The following is a 19974-nucleotide window of genomic DNA, read 5'->3' on the forward strand; positions in this document are numbered from 1 at the left end:
AACCCCGAACCCCGAACCCCGAACCCCGAACCCCGAACCCCGAACCCCGAACCCCGAACCCCGAACCCCGAACCCATAACCCAAATTACAGGCACAAAAAAACGGCGCTTAAACAAGCACCGCTTTTGAATGGTTTAGGCTATTTCTTTAACCTTTAACCTTTAACCTAGCTCTTAAGCTACTTTATTTTCTTCGCAGCTCGCTAGGTATTCGTCAAACGTACCTTGAAAGTCAATTACCTGCTTGTCTTTAATATCAACAATACGGGTTGCCAGTGACGATACAAACTCACGGTCGTGGCTTACAAAAATAAGCGTGCCTTTAAAGTCTTTTAGCGCATTGTTAAGTGCTTCAATGGCTTCCATATCCATGTGGTTAGTTGGTTCATCCATTATCAGTACGTTAACGTCTTGCATCATTAACTTGCCAAATAACAAACGGTTTTTTTCACCACCTGAACAGTTACGCGCTTTTTTATTTGAATCGTCTGCGGTAAATAATAAACGCCCTAACATACCACGTACCATTAAATCGTTGTGCTTAGCGGTGCGCCACTGCGACATCCAATCAAACAAGGTTAAATCGTTATCAAAGTCTTTGGTGCTGTCTTGTGGGCAATAACCAAACGTGGCGTTTTCTGACCACTTAACTTCGCCTTCATTGCTTTTAAGCTCGTTAACTAAACAGCGTAAGAAGGTGGTTTTACCCACGCCGTTTTCGCCGATAACCGCCAGTTTAGCACCGGCTTCGAGTAGTAAATCACCACCAGTAAATAACGTTTCACCGTCAAACCCATGGCCAAGCTTGGTTAGCTCAAGCGCTTGGCGATACATTTTTTTGCCCTCATCAAAGTTGAGTGATGGGCTCATACGACTCGATGACTTAACTTCATCAAGCTTAATTTTATCCATTTTTTTAGCGCGCGAGCTGGCTTGTTTCGCTTTAGAGGCGTTAGCACCAAAACGGTTAACAAAGTCTTGTAACTCGTCTATTTCAGCGCTCTTTTTCGCGTTTTCAGCAAGTAATTGCTCGCGTTGTAAGCCTGAAGCTTCAAGGTATTTTTCGTAGTTACCTGGGTAAATACGCAGCTCACCGTAATCAATATCGGCCATGTGAGTACATACCGAGTTTAAAAAGTGACGGTCATGGGAAATAATGATCATGGTGCATTTACGTTGGTTAAGCTCATTGGCAAGCCACGTAATAGTATGAATGTCCAAGTTATTAGTAGGCTCATCAAGTAGCAAAATATCAGGGTTTGCAAATAACGCCTGTGCTAACAGCACTCGTAATTTCCAACCTGGGGCTACGTTTGCCATTAAGCCATAATGAAACTCTTTATCGATACCCGCATCAAGCAGAATTTCTTCTGCGCGGCTTTCTGCGGTGTAACCGTCCATTTCAGCAAATACGCTTTCAAGCTCGGCTACTTTCATGCCGTCTTCTTCGCTCATTTCAGGCAAAGAGTAAATACGGTCGCGCTCTTGTTTTACTTTCCAAAGCTCCACATCCCCCATAATTACCGCATCAACTACGCTGTATTGCTCAAACGCAAACTGATCTTGGCTTAGGTTACCTAATTTTAGCCCCGGCGTAATAGACACATTACCTGCACTAGGCGTAAGCGCACCGCTTAAAATTTTCATAAATGTCGACTTGCCGCAGCCGTTAGCGCCAATTAAACCGTAACGGTTACCGTTACCAAATTTAGCTGAAATGTTTTCAAACAACGGCTCTGCGCCAAACTGCATCGTAATATTTGCGGTGGAGATCAAAAAAAGTAATCCTAGAAAAATAATGGCAGGGTTAAGCTGCAGCAAGGCGCCGCATAAATAAACAAGCAATAGAGTAAATAATAGGCCGCGAATTATACAGATCCGCGCTTCAAGATGAAAGGTAAAAGAATAATCTACGGGTTCAGTAATGTGGGTAAATGGCTTGTATAGCGGATTTATTTTGCTTAATTAACTCATTTATAGCTTGTAACTCTATTTGGCTAATGGTTTTTTTACTTAGCATTAAATGAATAGAACTCTTATTGATGGCCGCCATATTAGTAACCGCTTCTATTGCTGGGTATTGGTTTATAAAATATTGCGCTGCTAGTTCGTCTTCAATTGCGTAATCAACTCTATTTTTATTGAGCATTGCAAAACGTTTCTCGGCGGTAGGCATCATAATAACGTTAGCGGGGTGGTTCTGTTTAAACAGCTCAAACGCAACGCCATAATAACTGCCACGGTTAACCGCCAAGGTTAAATCTTTATAAAAAATATCGCTAATGTTATTTAAATCAGGCGATTCGGTGTATTTATACAGGCGAACTACTTCATCACGATAGGCAGCGCTAAAATAGGCAAAATCAGCTCTTGCTGATGTTTTACTGGCGGCAAAAATAACATCAATACGGCCTTCTTTTAATTCTTCAAAAGCGCGCGATGAGGTAGGCAGCAACATAAATTTTAAACAAAAAGATGAGCCGTTAAAAATCGTGTTTAACACGTCAATTTCAACGCCCGTCAGGTTACCGTTAACGGCAATTACATAGGGTGGCCAATTGTTTTCATTTGTGCCTACTTTAAGTGTTTTAAAGCAAGCAAATACGTTACAGCTGCTAAGCAGTAATACAACAAAAGCGACTTTAAGCATTTTATTACTCGAGGCTACAGCGTTATCATTACTAAAGTATAAACCAGACTACAAATTTAGCTCGTTTTACATCAATTAAGCAACAATGCTGGCTTCCTATGTTTTACTAATAATGGCAAGTACGTTAAATAATGCTATCGTGTGTTTAGGGGGTTGGCACTAGCCCTAACGACGCCCTATAAGCTTTTAGCTGTTTGTCGCGGCCAATTTCATCGGTTAATTTATTCCAGCCGGCCTCAATGTTTTCAACCGTTTGGTCTACGGTTTGGGTGTGCCTTAGGTATTTAGCCACTTCAGTGTCGAGTATGTCTCTAAAGTAGCGGTTGTTTTCAAAAATTCTCAAATCAAGAATAATATTGGCGTTATTAACGGTTTTAGAAATAGAGCCCAAGTAAAAATGCAGCGTACTTTCACTCATGCCTTGTTTAAGCCAGTTTTTGTGGTTAACCAATTGAGAGGTACGATACGGGTTCATACCGGTGGCACCTATGGTCACATCTTCATTCGATTGCAAAGGCTGAGTAACATACGACAAGTAGTTATAAGCGAGGTTTTTTTTGTGTTTTGAGCTGGCATTATTAATTGAGCCGACCCAACCACCAAAAGCAGCATAAGGGGCATAGTTAATATCGCCAATGGCAAACGGGCATAAGTTAGCATTGCAACGTTCAAGCTGGCCTGTTTTACGGTTTAATACCTCAGTAGCACCGGGCAATATACTCACTCCTGTTTTGTTTTTCACTTTAGACTCAGGTAACACGGCCATAGTACCAATGTCGCCCCATTCAATGGCTAAGGCGCAGCGCCCGCTAATAAACGCATACCTTACATCATTGGTATCAAAGTTAAGCTCATCAGCAGAGCCAAATTCAGTGGTTTTTTTATAAATTTTTAAGGCTTTTTTAAAGGCATCGTTATTCACTAATGGCGCCATAGTTCTTGTATTAAAAAATATGCCTTGAGAAGTACCTTTGCTTTGCAAAAAACTGCCCGCAATCGAAAGCAAAGACCAATACGATTGCTCATTGGCTTTTTTAGAAATGCACGAACCAAAATCGCCCTCGCCATCCCCGTTCATATCAACGCCATTTAATTGCTTAGCAATAGCAAGGTAATCATCCCAGGTTCTAGGTGGAGCCAAACCATATTTTTCTAAAATATCGAGGCGGTAATAAAGTAAATGTATATCACCATCGAGTGGAATCGAGTAAATTTGGCCGTTATATTTAGAGCTAAAGTCTCTAAAAAAACGCGATACATCATTCCATTCAATTAAAGGGTCGGAGGCTATGTAATTATCTAAACGCGCTAAGTAATTATTTTCTGCAAAATCCACCATCCAGAGTGAGGCGTAGGCAATAATATCGTATTGGCTCGTTGGCGAGCTTAAATCTTTGTTTATTTCGTTATATAACTGGCCAAAAGGCACTTTGGTGACATTAACTTTAATACCAGTTTGTTGTTCAAACTCTAAGCCTCGTTGAATTAAAGGTTTACTAATGAGGGTGCCTAAATCAACTGTAAGCACATTGAGCTGGGTAGTGGCTTGTTGTGGTGTGCTTGGTTGGCTTTCTATTTTAGAGTGGGGCAGGGTAATTTGTGCAACGCATTGAAAAGCCAACATTAAGCTTATAACTAAAGCAAATACAACTCTCATAAAAAACTCAACCACAGCAATATGTAATTACTACTCTAGTCTATATTTTGCGGAAAGGGAAAAGGCAGGTAATTGTAAGCAATAAACAACGCCTCTAACTCACCACTGGCAAGTAATTTTGCAAATCCGGCGTCAAAAATTTGTGCTAACTCGCGGCCTTTGGCGTTATCGGTAAAGGCAATGTATTGTTTTACAGGCACAATGTTTTCGATTTGATACTGCTGTGGGTCAAAATTCATTTTTGATAACTCAGTGGCGTTAGCAATCAGGGTTTGCTGCAGCGCTTTACGGTTATCTAAAAAGAAATCAAGCCTATCGAGCTTTAGCATTTTAATGCCTTCAATTCGCTGGGTAACCTGCTGCAAATCAATCGGCACATACAAATAATTATTGTAGTTAGCGCCCCTTAACGTACCCACCGATCTGTTTTGTAACGAGTATTCGCCTTGCCAATCTTTAAACCGATCTTTTTTAAACATCGCCGACACAAAAGTAATATCGTAATGCCACACCGGAAAGTACAAGCCTTCTACCTCATTTTGCCTAGCGCTCAACATGGCATCAGCATTGCCATTGGCCGTCCATCGATAAGCACGAGACTGAGGTACAATCATAATATTAAGTTCAATCGATTGCGCAGCAAAAATTTTAGTGAGCATATCAACATATAGGCCAGAGCCGTCTTTTTCTACCAGCCCGTCAATGGTGTCGGTAGCCAGTACAATTTTTTTAATATCGCTCGACGCCCAACCACTGCTAGGCACGCCTAAACAAAGCGCTAAAAGTACAGCTAATAACCACCTAAACCTAACATTCATTGTAAGTAACACCTCGGAACTTAAACACAGTAACACCAACGGTATATTCATACTAGAAAAAGTAGAATAACGATCTTATGGGTAAACATAGCACACTATAATGACCAATAAGTGAACGGTGTAAAATAGCATCATTTTAACCCTAAAGCATTTAATTAATACCCCTGTTTTTAAGGGGGATTAAAGCAAGTGTTTGCAGAGTTTAACAAGCGATAATGATTTAAATAGCTGCGAGTGTTTTTTATACAACCTAAACCTTTTCAAAGGTGTAGATCTATTAGGTAAAAGTGTAAATAACATGGATTTATAAGGTTAAACAGTGCTTTTTTGTAATAAAAACATACTACTTAGGGCGTATATATTGCTGTGGCTCTATATTTTTAAATGTTGATACTGTAGATTAGTTATAAATGAATACCAGATTAATAAATAAACCAAGGAGCGGTGAATTTAGTGCCTACTAAAACACTCAATTACTACAATCAAAACGCACAAAGCTTCAGCGATTCAACGCTTAATGTTGATATGTCGGCGCTTTACGCTGAGTTTTTACCGCTTATCCCTAAACACGGCCATATATTAGATGCAGGCTGCGGTAGCGCCCGCGATGCCATGTATTTTAAACAGCAAGATTTTACTGTTAGCGCATTTGACGCAAGTCCCGAGCTTGCAAAGTTAGCCAGTAATTACTTACAACAAGCTGTAGAGGTTAAAGCCTTTCAGCAGCTTAATTGTACCAATAAGTACGACGGCATTTGGTGTTGCGCCAGCTTATTGCACGTTCCAAAAGTAGAGTTACCGCAGGTGTTTTTAAAACTGCAAAATGCCCTAAAACCAAACGGTGTTTTGTATGTATCGTTTAAATATGGCACGCAAGAGCGTGTGCACAATGGCCGCGAATTTACTGATTTAAATGAAGATGGCCTAACCGCATTAATTGCCCACCACACCGAGCTTAAAATACTAAAACAATGGCAAAGTGTTGATCAGCGCCCAGAGCGCGAAAGTGAAGTGTGGCTCAATGCATTAATTAAAGCAGTGCCTGTTTTATGAGTCATGCAATGCAGCAACAACTCGACTTTATTGCGTATATTCAGCGTATGCTCGTTGAGGGCGATTTTAGTGCAACCTACAAATTTGCATTGCTGCATGCTTTGGCTGATGTATGTGTTGAACAGCCACTTCAGTCAGAGCAAAGTGAACTAGTCATAGAACTGCCAACTCTTGCTGACAAACTCATTACCTTGTATTGGCATCATGCAATGCCGTTTCCCTCAGAACATACTGGTGAAAGTGCATTGCTTTTACAAAATACCGGTGCGCAATCAAAAGTAATTAGCGTATTGTTTGAATGCCAACAAAACAATATTCGTAACTTACGCCAGCTAAAGCAAAGTGGTTTTTACAAGCCGACTTTTAATGCCGCTATGGCAACCTTAAAAAGTGGCCCACTTTGGCGCTTACAAATACTTGCCAAGCAAGAAGAGTGCTTTTTATATCCGCATACTAAAAACCCTAAATACATTACTTTGAATGCAGGCATTGCTAGTTGTTTTAGGCGTTTTTACGATCTAGTAACGTATTTAGCTAAAAATGCGTGGCTACAAAAAATTCAAAGCATAAAGCACAACCAAACACTTATTGGCCCGCAAAGCCAACTGCATGATTTTTTATTTGGCTTTGACCGTAACGCACTCACCAAAGCAAAACCTGTTTTGGTAGAGCTGCAATCAAACAGCTGTTTTTATTGCCAAAAGCCAATGAAAAACGATGTTGAAGTCGATCATTTTATACCGTTTGCCCGCTACGCAAACGACTTAGGCCATAATTTTGTGGCAGCGCATCGCACATGTAATAACAATAAACGTGACTTTTTAGCTGCACAGCAGCACCGCGAGCGTTGGCAAAAGCAAAACTTGGTTGTTAACAGCCAAATTATTAGTAACGAGCTAAGTGCGTATTTTCACTGCGATGCAGATAAATCTCTCGCAGTAAGCAATTGGGCCTATCAGGTGGCACAAGCCAACAACGCAAAATTATGGCTTGGGAATAAAGACCATTTTGAACAAGCAAAACCAACTGCTGAGTTGTTTACGTTTCCAAACGCACCACAACCTGAATTAGATCAAGTCGCTGAGCCCGAAGTTAACTTAAAATCAATTGATGATGTATTAAAGCTGCCGTACTTCCCCAATATAAAAATTGCCTGTGGGCATTTTAAAACAGGGGATGAAAGCGATATGGAATTGATGGACGCGCCATTTGGCGCTGGCAAGCTCGACCCTCAAGTGCATTTTTTAGCACGCGCATCGGGTAACTCTATGAATGGTGGTAAACACCCAATACTTGATGGTGATTTACTGCTACTTGAGCTTATAACTTCCGATAAAGCAGGATCGTTACGCGGCCAAATAGTGGCGATAGAGCGAGATGATATAGGCGGGGAAGGGCAGTATTTACTGCGCAAAGTTAATAAATTACCTAATGGGCAATATGAGCTAATTGCTCAAAACCCAGATTACGAGGTAATGATTGCTGATGAAAGCATGCGAACCTTCGCACGGTTTAAACAAGTGGTTGCAGGTTAGTTTGTAGTCGCGTTTTAGCTTGTAGGCGCAGAGCTTGCTCACGCGAAAAGCGCAGCTTTTAAATTTGTAGGTAGTGCCGTAGGCGGGAGTTTACCTCGTGCTTTTAAAGTGTAGGAATTTGCTTGAGCCGTGATTTTTACATGGTTTTGGGAAAAGGGATTTAATAACCTCTATTCGAGGTTTTATCGCGTTGGCGATGGCAACCAAAGAGAGGCTGCCGCCGACCTCTCTCTGGACTCTCTCGGCGCGCCCGAGGATCACACTGTGTCCTCAAGTTAAAAATTGATGTGAACGTAACCGCCGTGTATTCGCCATCCATGGCGAAGTCACGGCTTAACTTGCATCCATGCAAGTGATTACTCATCAATTTATAACTTTACGGGTGTGATCACGGGGAGTTGGAGTGTTTACAAGCTCTTATTATTAATGGTTAATATATTCTTGTTAAATAAACAGATAATCAAAATTAATTTAAGAAATTAAAGTTTAAGGCAAAATTATGGAAAAAGAAAATTGGTGGGAGAAGAGAGTATTACGTTCCGTAGATAATTTAAAACTCTGGATTGATAACCCTCGATTAGATCCGGCTGATCAGCACCTAAGGTTAAATGATTTTATTGATGACTTGATAAGCGACGAATCTGAAAAAAAAGAGTTTATGCAGTTGATTAAATCAATTTCTGAGCGTGGCTTTAGAGCGTTTGATCCTATTGTCGTTTGGAAAGATGAAAATGATAAGTATGTGGTTGCTGAAGGTAATAGAAGGGTTCTAGCGCTAAAATTATTACGAAACCCAGAAAAGGCTCCAAAATCAATTAGACGTTTCGTTATGGAGCAAGCTAGAGATATTGATCGTGACACTATAGAGAAAATTAGGGTGTGTGTATCTCCATCATATGATGAAACCAGATGGTATATTTTACAACGTCACTCTACCGGCTCACTCTTAAAAAAATGGCAGCGTTTACAGCAACAGCGTTTTATTCTTAATATTTATGAAGAAACAGACCAAAATATCGATAAAACAATTGAAATTACAAACCTTAAAAGGGGAGAAATTATTGAGGCGCTTAGGTATGTTGGGTTAAGAGATTTAGCTACTAAATATGAAGTAGCTAAACATTTAACAATTGAAGAGAAAGAGGATGTATATAGTCACAGAATAAACATGACTGTTTTAGAACGCTGGTTCAATAAGTTTATTAGAACTGAGTGGGGCATCGAATTTGATGAAATGTCTATTTTAATAAAGTCAAATTTAGAAAGCTTTTGTAATGCATATGCTAAGTTCTTAAAACTTATGCTAAACCCAAGTGATAATGAGTTGGGCTTTGCGATAACTACAAGAACTATTGATAATCGCTTTGATGAAATTTACTCTAAATTACCCAAGGTGGAATTTCCTAATAAAGAAACTAATGTTGTAATCGATACCAACGAGCTCAATTCTGATAAGATAGACAGCATTAATAACATCAAAGAAGATGAGCAGAAAGAAGATGTTGTTGAACAAAATGGGGCTGCACCAAGAGAATTGAAAGCTAATCCAGATAGGAATCAGCTTACGTCAGATTATTACCAAATATCGGTGTCTAGCTACAAATTATCTGCTTTATTTAAAGAATTTAAGAAGTTGCCAGTTGAGCGTTACAAGAATGTTACAGCCGCTTCTCTGAGAGTTTTTCTTGATTTGTCTGTTGATGAATTTATTACTACTCAAAATTTACAGGGAGAGGTTACTAATGCATACAAACAAGATTATAATGAAGTTAGTTTAATCCGACGTATCAAGTATCTTCAATCTGAACATATAAAAGATAAAGCTGCTAATAAGGTAATCAAAGAGCTATTGACGCACAGTAACGATTACAGTTTGAATACTTTAAATGATTACGTCCATGGAACAAAAACTCATAAAGTAAATCGTAAATTTTTAAATGGCTTTTGGGATATGCTTTTTCCCTTACTTAGTGTGCTTATTGAATTAAAGGAAAAGTAATGTTTTATTCTCCATTAAGATACCCTGGCGGGAAATCAAAGCTGACAGCATATGTAGTGGAAACACTTAAATTAAATAACCTGCAAGGCGGTACTTATGTTGAGCCATTTGCTGGTGGCTGTGCAATCGCTTGGTATTTATTATTGGAGGGCCATGTAAAAAAAGTATGGATAAATGATCTTGACCCATCTATTTACGCTTTTTGGTACTGTGTACTTTATAGGACAGAAGAAATTTGTGAACTAATCACTGAAACTGAGGTTACAATTACAGAATGGCATAGACAAAAAGAAATTCAAGTTTCTGGCAGTTCAAGTATTCTGGAATTAGGTTTCTCTACTTTTTTCTTAAATAGAACTAATCGCTCGGGAATAATAAAAGCAGGTGTAATAGGTGGTCTCGAACAAGAAGGTAATTATTTGTTAGATTGTCGCTTTAACAAAGAAAAACTTATATCTAAAATACAAGCAATTGCAGAGCGCCAAAGTGACATACTTTTAGCTAATGTTGATGCTGCAAGATTCATAGAAGAGTACTTACCTAACATAGAAGGTAAATGCTTAGTTAATATTGATCCTCCATATTATGTTAAGGGGAAAGGTCTTTATCAAAACTTCTTCGAGCATCAAGATCACTATAGGCTTTACGAGAGTGTAAAGAAAATTCAGCAGCCTTGGATTGTTACTTATGATGATGCCCCTGAAATTTGTGGAATTTACTCTGAGTTTGAGCCTCAGCATTTTGGGTTGACATATACAGCTCAGATAAAGCGAAAGGGCTCTGAAGTCATAATTCATAATCCAGATATAGCAAAAGTTATGTTTAAACCAGATATTAGCTTTAAAGAGTTAAGAAAACTGCAAAGACTCGGTAAAGCAGTCCTTTGAAATTATTAATTTGATTCAATCACATTTCAAACAGGACTAAAAGTTAAGTTAACATTTAGTCCTGTATTTACTATTTATCAAAAAAATCTTTATGCAACTTTGAAAAAGCGTTTAAAAATAAATCCAATTCATCAGGAATCGTTTTTAAGTAAAGTTTATAAAGCGCAGTCCCATTTTGTCCCCAGGCGTTCGTTTCTAGTTGCTCTCTATACCACTTTTTAGCTTTAATCCTATCAGATATAATATCTTGCAGCTTATAGTTGGAAAAACAAAACTGCTTTGAATAGCCTTTGATTCTTTCTTCCCAGAAAGCATTTTTATCTGATAAGTTATCAAGGTAATTTGCAAGCAAACTTTCAGGGTTTAGTTCACCTGGTAAGCAAATAAAATTCTTCAATCTTTTATTTTTTAAGTCTTGACGAGCATCCCCATCGAGTACAATAATTGAATTATTGTAAGTAAAACTAGGTACTTTCTTTATTCCTAATTGTATTAGATTTTTACAACCAAGTGATATGTCTAAAAACTCTAAATTCTTAAACTTTCTGCCGATCATTGCTTTCACAAATTGCATACATTCTTTATCCTCAGTGTAGATAGGCAGTTTTTGTATAGGAACATGTTTGTTAATTGATACATTTAAATTATTTACTATTTGTTCGAAACTAGGTGCTTCAACAATCTCAACATTTCCATCTACTTTTTTTAAATAGATAGTATTAAACTGTTTCTCTCGTCCTCTTTCCGCTTTAAGCTCTGATATTTTTTCTAGGAGGTGGATTGAATGTGTTGTTGCTATAAGCTGTATATTTTCTTTTTTACAAAGACGACAAAGAGCTTCTAGTAACTTTACTTGAGAGCCGGGATAAAGAGTGGCATCAATTTCATCAATTGCTAAAATCCCTCCTTGATATTCTTTTGGATATTCTGTTTTAAGTCTTTGAAAAGAAATAATAGCTAACAATATCCTTCCTAAGTTGTCTTGCCCGGCAGAGTTTGAATGCCAGTCGTAATGAGCAGTGGTCACACCTAAAGTATTTTTATTAGTACTCTCTAAATAATCAATCGACTCTAATTGGTCATTGCTCAGTAAAATTTTGTTATAATTTTCAGAGAACCATTTTTGCTCATTATTTGTTAACTCTTCATTTGTTTCTGATACTTTACCAGCTTCGGCAATTGGTATTAGTCTCTTTAAACTAAGGTAAATGACAGGTAATTGTATATAGCCGCTCCCTGCGTCTCTTTTTCCTTTTTGCCAAAAACGAATAGTCTCATTATTTCCAGATTTACGCGGGATACTTTCAATTGTAAACCCCCCTTCATCATCTAAATCAGAATGCAGCTTTAAATCATTAAAATATAGAGTCCACTCATGGCTGCCCGGTATATCTAAAGTTGGTGATAATCTGAATTTATCTTGAAATGAAGATCTAAAACTTCCACCTGTTAGAGGCTTTTCATCAGAAAAAATATGATCTTTTGTTGGTATTGTAAATGTCTGAGTCAATATCCCAAGCAAGGTACTCTTTTGAGTACCATTTTGACCAGCGATTAATGTTATGTGTTCTCCTAAGTTGAAAGATGTATCATTAAAGCCTCTAAACTTATTTATATGAATTTTCTTTATTATCATTTAACTATTTCCATTTATTTATATTTATCCAATTGCTAATTTCCCAGCTTCATGCCACATCTCACTTGGCATGGGGTTGGTTAACTCCCACGTTATATTCATCGGCTGGCTGCCGTTGTGGCTTTGGTATTTAACCTCGCCGTAGTTTACAAACCCCATGGTTCGGCCGTTTTCGTCTTTGCCTTGTTCGCGCACAAACAACAGGATAGTTTTGCCTGTTTGTTGGTGTTGTATGTAGCTTAAGCCGCGACCGTGTTCTGGGCGGGCGCTGTTTTGCGTTTGCCAATGGAACAGGGTGGGGCTGATTGCGTAGTCGTGATACAGCGTGGTGGGCGAGTAGGTTTTTTCGCATTTGTTGAGTGTTACAAATAGTAGCTCTAGGTTTTGGTTTTTAAATTCTAAAACACCTTCACGGGCGGTCGATTTTTTATCAAACGTGTGTGCACCAAACGCGGCGAGTATTTGTTGGCGTGTGTAGCGGCTGTGTAATTTGATTGCGTGATTAGGTAAGCACGTTAAATCGCTTTCTTGTTGATGAATGCGGTCTATCAACAGCGCAATCACTTGGGCAAGTTCCTGCTGTAGCTCTTTATGTGTAAGTGCCTGTAAGCTTTGTTCAAGCGTTTTAAAGCCTAAACTTGTGCTTGTGGTATCCCAAAAATTGTAATGCGCCATAAGCGCGTACTGTTGATTTTGTGGCGTTGGGGTAAAACTAAAGTCGTTGTTACATAAATCACGTAAAAAGCATAAGTAGCTGAGCGAGTCGCAGCCGAGTAATTGGGTGTTTATAGCGCGGTAATACGCGGCGTAAATGTCGGCTTGGTCTGCGAGTATTTCATCGCCTTTTAACCAGTGCCAGCCGCCGAGCTTTTTATCTTTTGGTTTGTATATATCTTCAAGCGTAACTTGCGGGTTTATGCGTAAAAAATTACTGAGCGTAAGCGCATCATTAGTATGTTGTGAGTAGCTATTTATCAGCTGCTGTAAACGGCGTTTAGAGTTTATAGCTTGCTGAATATTTTTTAATATTGTTTGTTGTGTGCGCTTTTGTAGCTCTATACGGCAACCCAGCGGTAAATGCGGGAAGTTGTTTTCAATCTCGGTTTTTATCGGTTGGTTGCTTTTACCAATTAGCGCGCGGAATTTACTGGCAAAGTCGTATTCTGGGCGGGCATTTCCTACAAAGTCGAGAACGGTGCAGCACTGTTTTTGACTGTTGTCGGGCAAGCGAAGGCCACGGCCGAGTTGCTGTAAAAATAGCGTTAAGCTTTCAGTTGGGCGTAAAAATAAAAGTGTATCGACCTCTGGAATATCGACCCCTTCGTTAAAAATATCAACCACACACAGTATTTGTATTTCACCTTGTCGCAGTGCTTGTTGTTTGGCTGCGCGCTCATTGGTGTTTTTGCTGGTCAGCACATCGGCGTTTATACCTGCTAAGTTAAATTTAGACGCCATAAACTCTGCGTGTTTTTGGCTTACGCAAAATGCCAGCGCTTTAATGTTGTAAACATTGGTTACGATATCTGCCAAGCTCGATATAATTTTGTTAGCGCGGCTGTTCTCCCCTGTATAAAGGTTACTCAATTCGGTTATATCGTAACGGCCGCCTCGCCATGTTATTTGACTTAGGTCGGTATCGTCATCTAGTCCAAAGTATTGAAACGGGCATAAATGGCGCTGGTTTATTGCCTCTGGCAAGCGAATTTCAGCTGCTATTATACCGCAAAAGTCATCGAGTATATTTGCGCCATCTTGTCGCTCTGGTGTAGCAGTTAAACCAAGTAATATTGTGGGCGTAAAGTGGTTTAAAATAGCGCGATAACTAGCTGCGCTTACGTGATGCACTTCGTCTATAACTATGTAATCGTAGTAATCATGCGTTAAATTGAGCGATTCAATTTGGCTGTTTAATGTTTGGATTGACGCAAATAATTGGTTGTATCGTTGTGGCTTATAGTTACCTACCCACAGCTCACCAAAATCGTTATTTTTAAGCACACCACGATAAGCGCTTTGCGCTTGTTTGAGTATTTCTTCACGGTGGGCTACAAACAAAAAGTGGGCGTTTGGGTTTTTGTCGTAAACGGCTTTAAAGTCAAATGCCGATATTATTGTTTTACCAGTTCCCGTTGCAGCAACCACTAAATTTTTAAAGCGGTTATGAACGCTACGCTCTACGCTTAGTTTTTCTAAAATAGCGAGTTGATGGGTTTTTGGCGTGATATCAAAATAAAACTGACTGCTTGCTTGGCCAACACCGCGTTGCTCATTAAGTGAATTTATGAGCTTTTCTTTACATTCAGCTTTGCCAGTAAACAGCTCGAAATCTGGCGATTGCCAGTAAGTTTCAAAGGTACTTTTGGTTTTGGATATAATGTGCGGAATTTCTTGCGCGGTAATTTTTAAGTTCCACTCAAGGCCGCTGGTAAGCGCTGAATGCGATAAGTTAGACGAGCCAATATACCCAGTATGAAAACCTGTATTACGCATAAACAAGTACGACTTTGCGTGGAGGCGTTCTTGCTGATTGTTATAACTTAGCTTTACCTCGGTATTTGGTAGGTTTGCTAAAAACTCAACCGCCTTTGCATCCGTTGCACCCATGTACGAAGTGGTAATTACTTTGAGTTTATTACCGCTTTTAGTAAACGCTTCAAGTTCGTTTTTAAATATGCGCAGCCCCGTCCATTTTATAAATGAGACAAGCCAATAAATAGTGTCGGACGATTTAATCTCGCGTTTTAGCTCGGTTTCGAGGGAGATCCCAGCATTTGCACCGCTAAATAATTCGCTTTGGGTAAGTCCTGTTAGCGGGAAAATATCGTGTGAGTAATCTTTAAGATTTGCAGCAATAGGGTTTTGAGTATTAAACAGTGCAGTAAGAATACGGCCTTGGCTGTCGATAAGGTTTTCGTTGATCAGCTCGTCATCGCGAATATGATCTTTAAGCCAAAGCACAAGGCTGTTTGCTAGGTTAATTTGCTCTTGTAAACGCCCGCTTGAATTAGGGATTGCATCGATTGCATGTTCAACAAGCTTGCCTAAAAAGCGCGAAAGCCACGTAGCCGCCTCAGCCGATTCTAGTTGGCGTTCGCCCACATAAAATTGGTCACGATTTAAATTTTGCTCAATTACTTGCGTAATTAACTGCTCGTAAATACCAATTTGCTGCATTAAATCGCTCCCTGTTTGCGAGCATTCAGTTTACTAAAAAATGCAATGTAAACAAGCATTAACTCATTATTGAATTAAGGCAGCTGTTAAGATAATTCCCCCGTCATTTTGCCCGAAAAGACTCAATTGATGAGTAATTAATTGCATGGAAGCAATTAAAGACGTGACTTCGCCATGGACGGCGAATACACGGCGTTTACGTTCATATCAATTTAGGCTTTGAGGAAAGTGCAAAATGCTCGGGGCGCCGTGGGGTTCCAAGGGGCGGTCGGCGGTATCCGCCCCTTGGTTGCCGTCGCCAACGCGACATGTAACTGTTTTTAATGTATAAAGTACAAGTTGTCATTATAGGAACTCGTCATGGATGATTTTTTAAACCATAGCTTAAGTGTCATGCTTATTGCTGCGTGCGTTTACTCTTTAGTAGGCGTGTTATTTTTTCGTATTTGGTCACATCAACGCAGTGCTAAACTTCCTATCGAGCGTCATAAATTAAAACGTGTTGCCGCGCAAACTCTTCAAGAGCAAGTGAATGACAAGATTGTTGATGTTATTGGCCTAATATTTTTAGCTGCACTCATTGTTATAATGCCTTTTGCAATTAAAGGGATTGCTGAAATGTTTGCTAGCGGCAAGTTTAATTACTTTTTAATTATTATGATCTTGCTAGGTTTAGCTTATGTAGCAAGAAAGCTTTGGGTTAAATCAAATCACTTAATAAAGCTAAAGCTTGGGCGTGATGCCGAACTTGCTGTTGCCTCTGAACTTATAGAGTTACAGTCACATGGATACCAAGTATTTCATGATATACAAGCTGATGGTTTTAACATTGATCACTTAGTCGTGGGGCCAAATGGTATTTTTGCTATTGAGACCAAGGGCAGGCACAAGCGAATAAAAGACGATACAAATTACAAAGTTAAATTTGAGAATAATCATCTAGCATTTCCCTCTTGGTTTGAAAGTAAGCCGCTAGAACAAGCCCAAAAGCAGGCTAATTGGGTGAACAAATGGCTACAAGAGGCAACGGGTTTTAACACGCAGGTTTTCCCTGTTTTGTGCTTTCCTGGTTGGTTTGTCGAATTAAAACAGCGCCCACTCTTTCCAATTGTTTCGCATAAACAAATAGTGAAAACGATTCTTTCGATGCGACAAGTAAATTTAAACCAAGAGCAGCAACGTGCTATTTGTTATCAAGTAGTTCAGCGTTCACTGCATGAAAGTAAAGCAATTTAAAAGCTGCGCTTTTCGCGTCAGCAAGCTTAACGCCTACGTTAATACAAGGCGCTAGGCTGTGTTCGCTGCCCGTCGCTCGCTGCTCGAAACCCGTTGTCTTCTCTTTGTGCATATATGGTTTTAAGTGATTTATTCACAAAGAGGTTATGAGGCGCTGCGCTGAAGAGGTAACGCAAAAGGGACTAGGCGCTATAAGCTCGCTGCTCGAAGCTCGAAGCTCGAACCTCGAACCCCGAACCTCATTTCGTATCTATTTAAATAATATTGCAATCATATTAAATACCGCTAAAATAATCATTAGTATATTAATGACCGATTAGGTAGTCATTTATGAGATCTGAACAAGCATTAAAACTGGCGCGTCGATTGGGTGATTTAATTCGCCAGCATCGTACTTTACTTTATACCCAGAGCACATTCGCTAAGATGATTGGTGTATCTCGCTCCACGGTACAAAAGCTTGAGCAAGGGGAGGTAGTAAAAAGCGATATATTGTTTGAAGCCCTTGTTGTACTTCAATTGCAAGGCTCATTGCTGGATGAAATTAACGAGCTTGCCGCAGATGTGGGCGGTTATAATGCAAGACAGCGTAAAAGCAATAAAACTCAGGTGATTAACGATGACTTCTGAAGCTTATGTATTTATTGACGGTTTAGAAGACAGCCCGGTAATTTGTGGCTTTTTTAAGTTAAATACACAAACAGGCCGAGGTGAGTTTAATTATGGTAAAAGTTACCTTGCGCGCTCTGATGCGTTTGCGCTCGATCCGCTGCATTTACCACTACAGCCTGGCATAGTTAGTTATTCTGCCAATAAAGGTGTGTTTGGGGTGTTAAGTGATGCGGGAGCTGATTCGTGGGGGCGTAAGCTTATACTGTCGCTGCATAATACCAAACCAAAAAATGAGCTAGAATTTTTACTCGCAGGGTCTGGGTATGGTGTTGGCGCCTTGGTATTTAGTTTGTCGCGCAGCGCATCAAAACATAAAGCGAATAAAAATACACTAGCCGATTTAGCTTTGTTAGATCAAGCAAAGGACGATCTGCTCGCCAATAAAACGATTTCACAGGAAGCAAAAAAAGCCTTTGAATTTGGTCAAAGTATGGGGGGAGCAAGACCTAAAACCTCTGTGAAAATTGACCAAAAACTTTATTTGGCAAAGTTTAATCGTCAAGACGATTTGTTTAATTTAGCTAGGGCTGAGCATGGCGCTATGTGTATGGCTAATGAATTGGGGATTCGCACTGCAAATACCCGTATTCATGAAACAGAAAATGGCGATGTTCTGTTAGTTGAACGTTTTGATGTAAGCGATGACTTACCAACTCATCACTTTTTAAGCGCCAATAGCTTATTACAAAAACCAAAAGTCGCGATAAACGACTTAGCAACATACTATAGCTACGGTGAATTGGCTGAATTTATTCGCCACCACACAGGTGAGTTCGCTGCTGATGCTACAGAGCTCTACAAGCGAATGGTATTTAACGTATTTATTGGTAATACTGATGATCACAGCCGAAATCATGCATTTTTGTATCACTTTTCAGGGCAAACGTGGCGTATGAGCCCCGCTTATGATATTACCCCTATTAATAACTCAAAGCAGCATGGCATAGGGCTTGGTGATGATGGCCGATATGCTAGTATCGATAATTTACTGTCGCAAGCCAAACGCTTCGGCCTCAACAAGGCTCAAGCAACAAAAATAATTGCCGAGGTTGAGAGTTATACTCGCCAGTGGCCAGCGCACTTTAAACGTTTTGCTAATATCAGTGATATTGACATAAAACGCTTAGAAAGCGTAATACCCTCTATAAGTTAAAGGCTAATAAAGCAGTCATTAGTGGTTTAATGACTGATTAAGTGCTCATTTATTAATTGGCGCTTATATGAACCTCAAAGCGGGAATGAGAAGGCAGCGGGCTTCGAGCGACGAGGCGCGGGTAAAATGCAAAAGCCTATAAATACGCGATATAAAATTGCTGCTACAGAATAATATTTGGCTTTTTTATTTTCTCTAAAAGCGCAGCATCTCATAACCTCTTTGTGAATAAATTACTTAAAAATTATTTGAACACAGAGAAGACAACGGGCTTCGAGCGACGAGGCGCGGGTAAAATGCAAAAGCCTATAAATACGCGATATAAAATCGCTGCTACAGAATAATATTTGGCTTTTTTATTTCCTCTAAAAGCGCAGCGTCTCATAATCTCTTTGTGAATAAATTACTTAAAAATTATTTGAACACAGAGAAGACAACGGGCTTCGAGCGACGAGCAGCGAGCTTGTACAAACACTAAAACCTAAAACCTAGCTCGTAGCCCGAAACCCGCGTTCCAAACATAAAACGCGCTGCATAAAGCCCTGCCTACAGGTTAGTCGGCCAGGGCGCTATTTGTGGGTTGATAAGCGCCATTATCTAACGCATCAAAGTAGGCTTGATAACGGCCGTTTTGTTTAAATTTAAGTAATTGCTGGTTAAATATTTCAAGCCGCTGTTCACTGAGTGGGTTATTTTTAGGGAACATCATAAAGCTTTGGTTTACCAACAATGCTTTGGGGTGGTGATTAATAGCGCTGAATAGGTCAGGTAATTTACTCGCTAATGTGAAATAGCCTACGCTTTGCTCTTCGGCAAAGGCGTCGATTCTGCCCATAGCTAAGCGTTTAAAGTTTTGCTCTGTGGTACTTACTCGCGACATATCGAATAAGCCTTCATCGGCTGCTTTATCAAAGTCTTTGCCGTAACTGTAGGCAAGCCCACCACCGAGTAATAAGCCTTTTAAATCGTTTAGATTTTGCCAATCAAAAGGGCGTTGTTTATGATAAAAAAATACAAAACGCTCGTTTAGCACTGGCTCACTGTAAAAATAATCCTCAGTACGTTGTTGTTCAAACATCCATATTGCAGTGGCTGCGTATTTATCATTAATGGTGTCGTGGTAGGCACGCGGCCACGGTAAAAAGGTAAAGTTAACTTTAATGTTAGCTTGTGCAAATATATCGGTAATTAAATGCGCAACCACGCCTTTGTGAGGCAGCGATTCGCTTAAAAAAGGCGGCCATTCGCCTGTACTTATATTTAAAGTAGCATGGTGATTAGGCGCTTTGCTTGAGGGTTGTATTGCTTCAATTGCGTGCGTGTAATGACTGGTAAAAGCCATCAGCAAAAAAGATGCGATATAAATACGGTATCTTAATTTAGCTGATAACATAACATGCATGTGTATAAGTCTCTCCTTCTATTAAATATACCCTTTTTGGATATAAAGCGGCTTTGAGCGTTGCTTAAAAAACAGGCTATTTTAAAGGCGTTAACTGAAT

The 19974-nt window shown here is 39.6% G+C and carries 14 protein-coding genes; 7 read left to right on the top strand and 7 right to left on the bottom strand.

What is annotated here, in order from left to right; translation table 11 throughout:
* Positions 1-173: 173 nt before the first annotated feature.
* The 4 genes from KK487_RS17085 to KK487_RS17100 all read right to left on the bottom strand — a co-directional run bounded on the left by KK487_RS17085 (position 174) and on the right by KK487_RS17100 (position 5124).
* Complete coding sequence (locus KK487_RS17085) at positions 174-1775, bottom strand: ABC-F family ATPase (protein ID WP_024601143.1); 1602 nt, start codon at positions 1773-1775, stop codon at positions 174-176.
* A gap of 142 nt (positions 1776-1917) precedes the next feature.
* On the bottom strand, positions 1918-2649 hold the full coding sequence (locus tag KK487_RS17090) for a substrate-binding periplasmic protein (RefSeq protein WP_215522137.1): 732 nt from the start codon (positions 2647-2649) through the stop codon (positions 1918-1920).
* A gap of 145 nt (positions 2650-2794) precedes the next feature.
* Entirely contained in the window at positions 2795-4306 is a 1512-nt protein-coding gene (locus KK487_RS17095) for an ABC transporter substrate-binding protein (protein ID WP_215522138.1), read from the bottom strand.
* 35 nt (positions 4307-4341) lie between these two features.
* Positions 4342-5124 (bottom strand): substrate-binding periplasmic protein, encoded by a 783-nt coding sequence (locus tag KK487_RS17100; protein ID WP_215522139.1) that lies wholly within the window; start codon positions 5122-5124, stop codon positions 4342-4344.
* 453 nt (positions 5125-5577) lie between these two features.
* Here KK487_RS17100 and KK487_RS17105 point away from each other — a divergent pair, with 453 nt between their 5' ends.
* The 4 genes from KK487_RS17105 (at position 5578) to KK487_RS17120 (ending at position 10598) form a co-directional block, all read left to right on the top strand.
* Positions 5578-6177: a class I SAM-dependent methyltransferase gene (locus tag KK487_RS17105; RefSeq protein WP_215522140.1), complete on the top strand. Its 600-nt coding sequence runs from the start codon at positions 5578-5580 to the stop codon at positions 6175-6177.
* The gene (locus KK487_RS17110; RefSeq protein WP_215522141.1) at positions 6174-7712 is read left to right on the top strand and encodes an HNH endonuclease signature motif containing protein; all 1539 of its coding nucleotides are present in this window, start codon (positions 6174-6176) and stop codon (positions 7710-7712) included. The genes KK487_RS17105 and KK487_RS17110 overlap by 4 nt, the downstream gene beginning before the upstream one ends.
* 499 nt (positions 7713-8211) lie before the next feature.
* Entirely contained in the window at positions 8212-9711 is a 1500-nt protein-coding gene (locus KK487_RS17115; protein ID WP_215522142.1) for a ParB/RepB/Spo0J family partition protein, read from the top strand.
* Positions 9711-10598 carry a DNA adenine methylase gene (locus KK487_RS17120; protein ID WP_215522143.1) on the top strand — a complete coding sequence of 296 codons (888 nt, stop codon included), beginning with the start codon at positions 9711-9713 and terminating at the stop codon, positions 10596-10598. The genes KK487_RS17115 and KK487_RS17120 overlap by 1 nt, the downstream gene beginning before the upstream one ends.
* Positions 10599-10668: 70 nt before the next feature.
* Here KK487_RS17120 and KK487_RS17125 read toward each other — a convergent pair whose 3' ends face one another.
* Both KK487_RS17125 and KK487_RS17130 read right to left on the bottom strand, forming a co-directional pair.
* Complete coding sequence (locus tag KK487_RS17125; RefSeq protein ID WP_215522144.1) at positions 10669-12234, bottom strand: AAA family ATPase; 1566 nt, start codon at positions 12232-12234, stop codon at positions 10669-10671.
* A 24-nt stretch (positions 12235-12258) separates the two neighbouring features.
* A complete protein-coding gene (locus KK487_RS17130) occupies positions 12259-15411 on the bottom strand; it encodes a DEAD/DEAH box helicase (protein WP_215522145.1) in 3153 nt (1050 codons plus the stop codon).
* Positions 15412-15771: 360 nt separating this feature from the next.
* Here KK487_RS17130 and KK487_RS17135 point away from each other — a divergent pair, with 360 nt between their 5' ends.
* The 3 genes from KK487_RS17135 to KK487_RS17145 all read left to right on the top strand — a co-directional run bounded on the left by KK487_RS17135 (position 15772) and on the right by KK487_RS17145 (position 18472).
* Positions 15772-16647, top strand: a complete 876-nt coding sequence (locus KK487_RS17135) for a nuclease-related domain-containing protein (protein WP_215522146.1) — start codon at positions 15772-15774, stop codon at positions 16645-16647.
* 330 nt (positions 16648-16977) lie between these two features.
* Positions 16978-17277: a helix-turn-helix domain-containing protein gene (locus KK487_RS17140; RefSeq protein WP_004589614.1), complete on the top strand. Its 300-nt coding sequence runs from the start codon at positions 16978-16980 to the stop codon at positions 17275-17277.
* On the top strand, positions 17267-18472 hold the full coding sequence (locus tag KK487_RS17145) for a type II toxin-antitoxin system HipA family toxin (protein ID WP_215522147.1): 1206 nt from the start codon (positions 17267-17269) through the stop codon (positions 18470-18472). Before KK487_RS17140 ends, KK487_RS17145 begins: the two co-directional genes overlap by 11 nt.
* Before the next feature lie 553 nt (positions 18473-19025).
* Here KK487_RS17145 and KK487_RS17150 read toward each other — a convergent pair.
* The gene (locus KK487_RS17150; protein ID WP_215522148.1) at positions 19026-19874 is read right to left on the bottom strand and encodes a substrate-binding periplasmic protein; all 849 of its coding nucleotides are present in this window, start codon (positions 19872-19874) and stop codon (positions 19026-19028) included.
* Between the last annotated feature and the right edge of the window lie 100 nt (positions 19875-19974).

The organism is Pseudoalteromonas sp. SiA1, assembly GCF_018732205.1.
Classification (GTDB): Bacteria; Pseudomonadota; Gammaproteobacteria; order Enterobacterales; family Alteromonadaceae; genus Pseudoalteromonas; species Pseudoalteromonas tetraodonis.

What these genes read in the sequence shown, in the direction of transcription:
- KK487_RS17090 (WP_215522137.1), bottom strand. Translation starts at nt 2,649, where the DNA reads ATGCTTAAAGTCGCTTTTGTTGTATTACTGCTTAGCAGCTGTAACGTA.
- KK487_RS17095 (WP_215522138.1), bottom strand. Translation starts at nt 4,306, where the DNA reads ATGAGAGTTGTATTTGCTTTAGTTATAAGCTTAATGTTGGCTTTTCAA.
- KK487_RS17100 (WP_215522139.1), bottom strand. Translation starts at nt 5,124, where the DNA reads ATGAATGTTAGGTTTAGGTGGTTATTAGCTGTACTTTTAGCGCTTTGT.
- KK487_RS17110 (WP_215522141.1), top strand. Translation starts at nt 6,174, where the DNA reads ATGAGTCATGCAATGCAGCAACAACTCGACTTTATTGCGTATATTCAG.
- KK487_RS17115 (WP_215522142.1), top strand. Translation starts at nt 8,212, where the DNA reads ATGGAAAAAGAAAATTGGTGGGAGAAGAGAGTATTACGTTCCGTAGAT.
- KK487_RS17120 (WP_215522143.1), top strand. Translation starts at nt 9,711, where the DNA reads ATGTTTTATTCTCCATTAAGATACCCTGGCGGGAAATCAAAGCTGACA.
- KK487_RS17125 (WP_215522144.1), bottom strand. Translation starts at nt 12,234, where the DNA reads ATGATAATAAAGAAAATTCATATAAATAAGTTTAGAGGCTTTAATGAT.
- KK487_RS17130 (WP_215522145.1), bottom strand. Translation starts at nt 15,411, where the DNA reads ATGCAGCAAATTGGTATTTACGAGCAGTTAATTACGCAAGTAATTGAG.
- KK487_RS17135 (WP_215522146.1), top strand. Translation starts at nt 15,772, where the DNA reads ATGGATGATTTTTTAAACCATAGCTTAAGTGTCATGCTTATTGCTGCG.
- KK487_RS17140 (WP_004589614.1), top strand. Translation starts at nt 16,978, where the DNA reads ATGAGATCTGAACAAGCATTAAAACTGGCGCGTCGATTGGGTGATTTA.
- KK487_RS17145 (WP_215522147.1), top strand. Translation starts at nt 17,267, where the DNA reads ATGACTTCTGAAGCTTATGTATTTATTGACGGTTTAGAAGACAGCCCG.
- KK487_RS17150 (WP_215522148.1), bottom strand. Translation starts at nt 19,874, where the DNA reads ATGCATGTTATGTTATCAGCTAAATTAAGATACCGTATTTATATCGCA.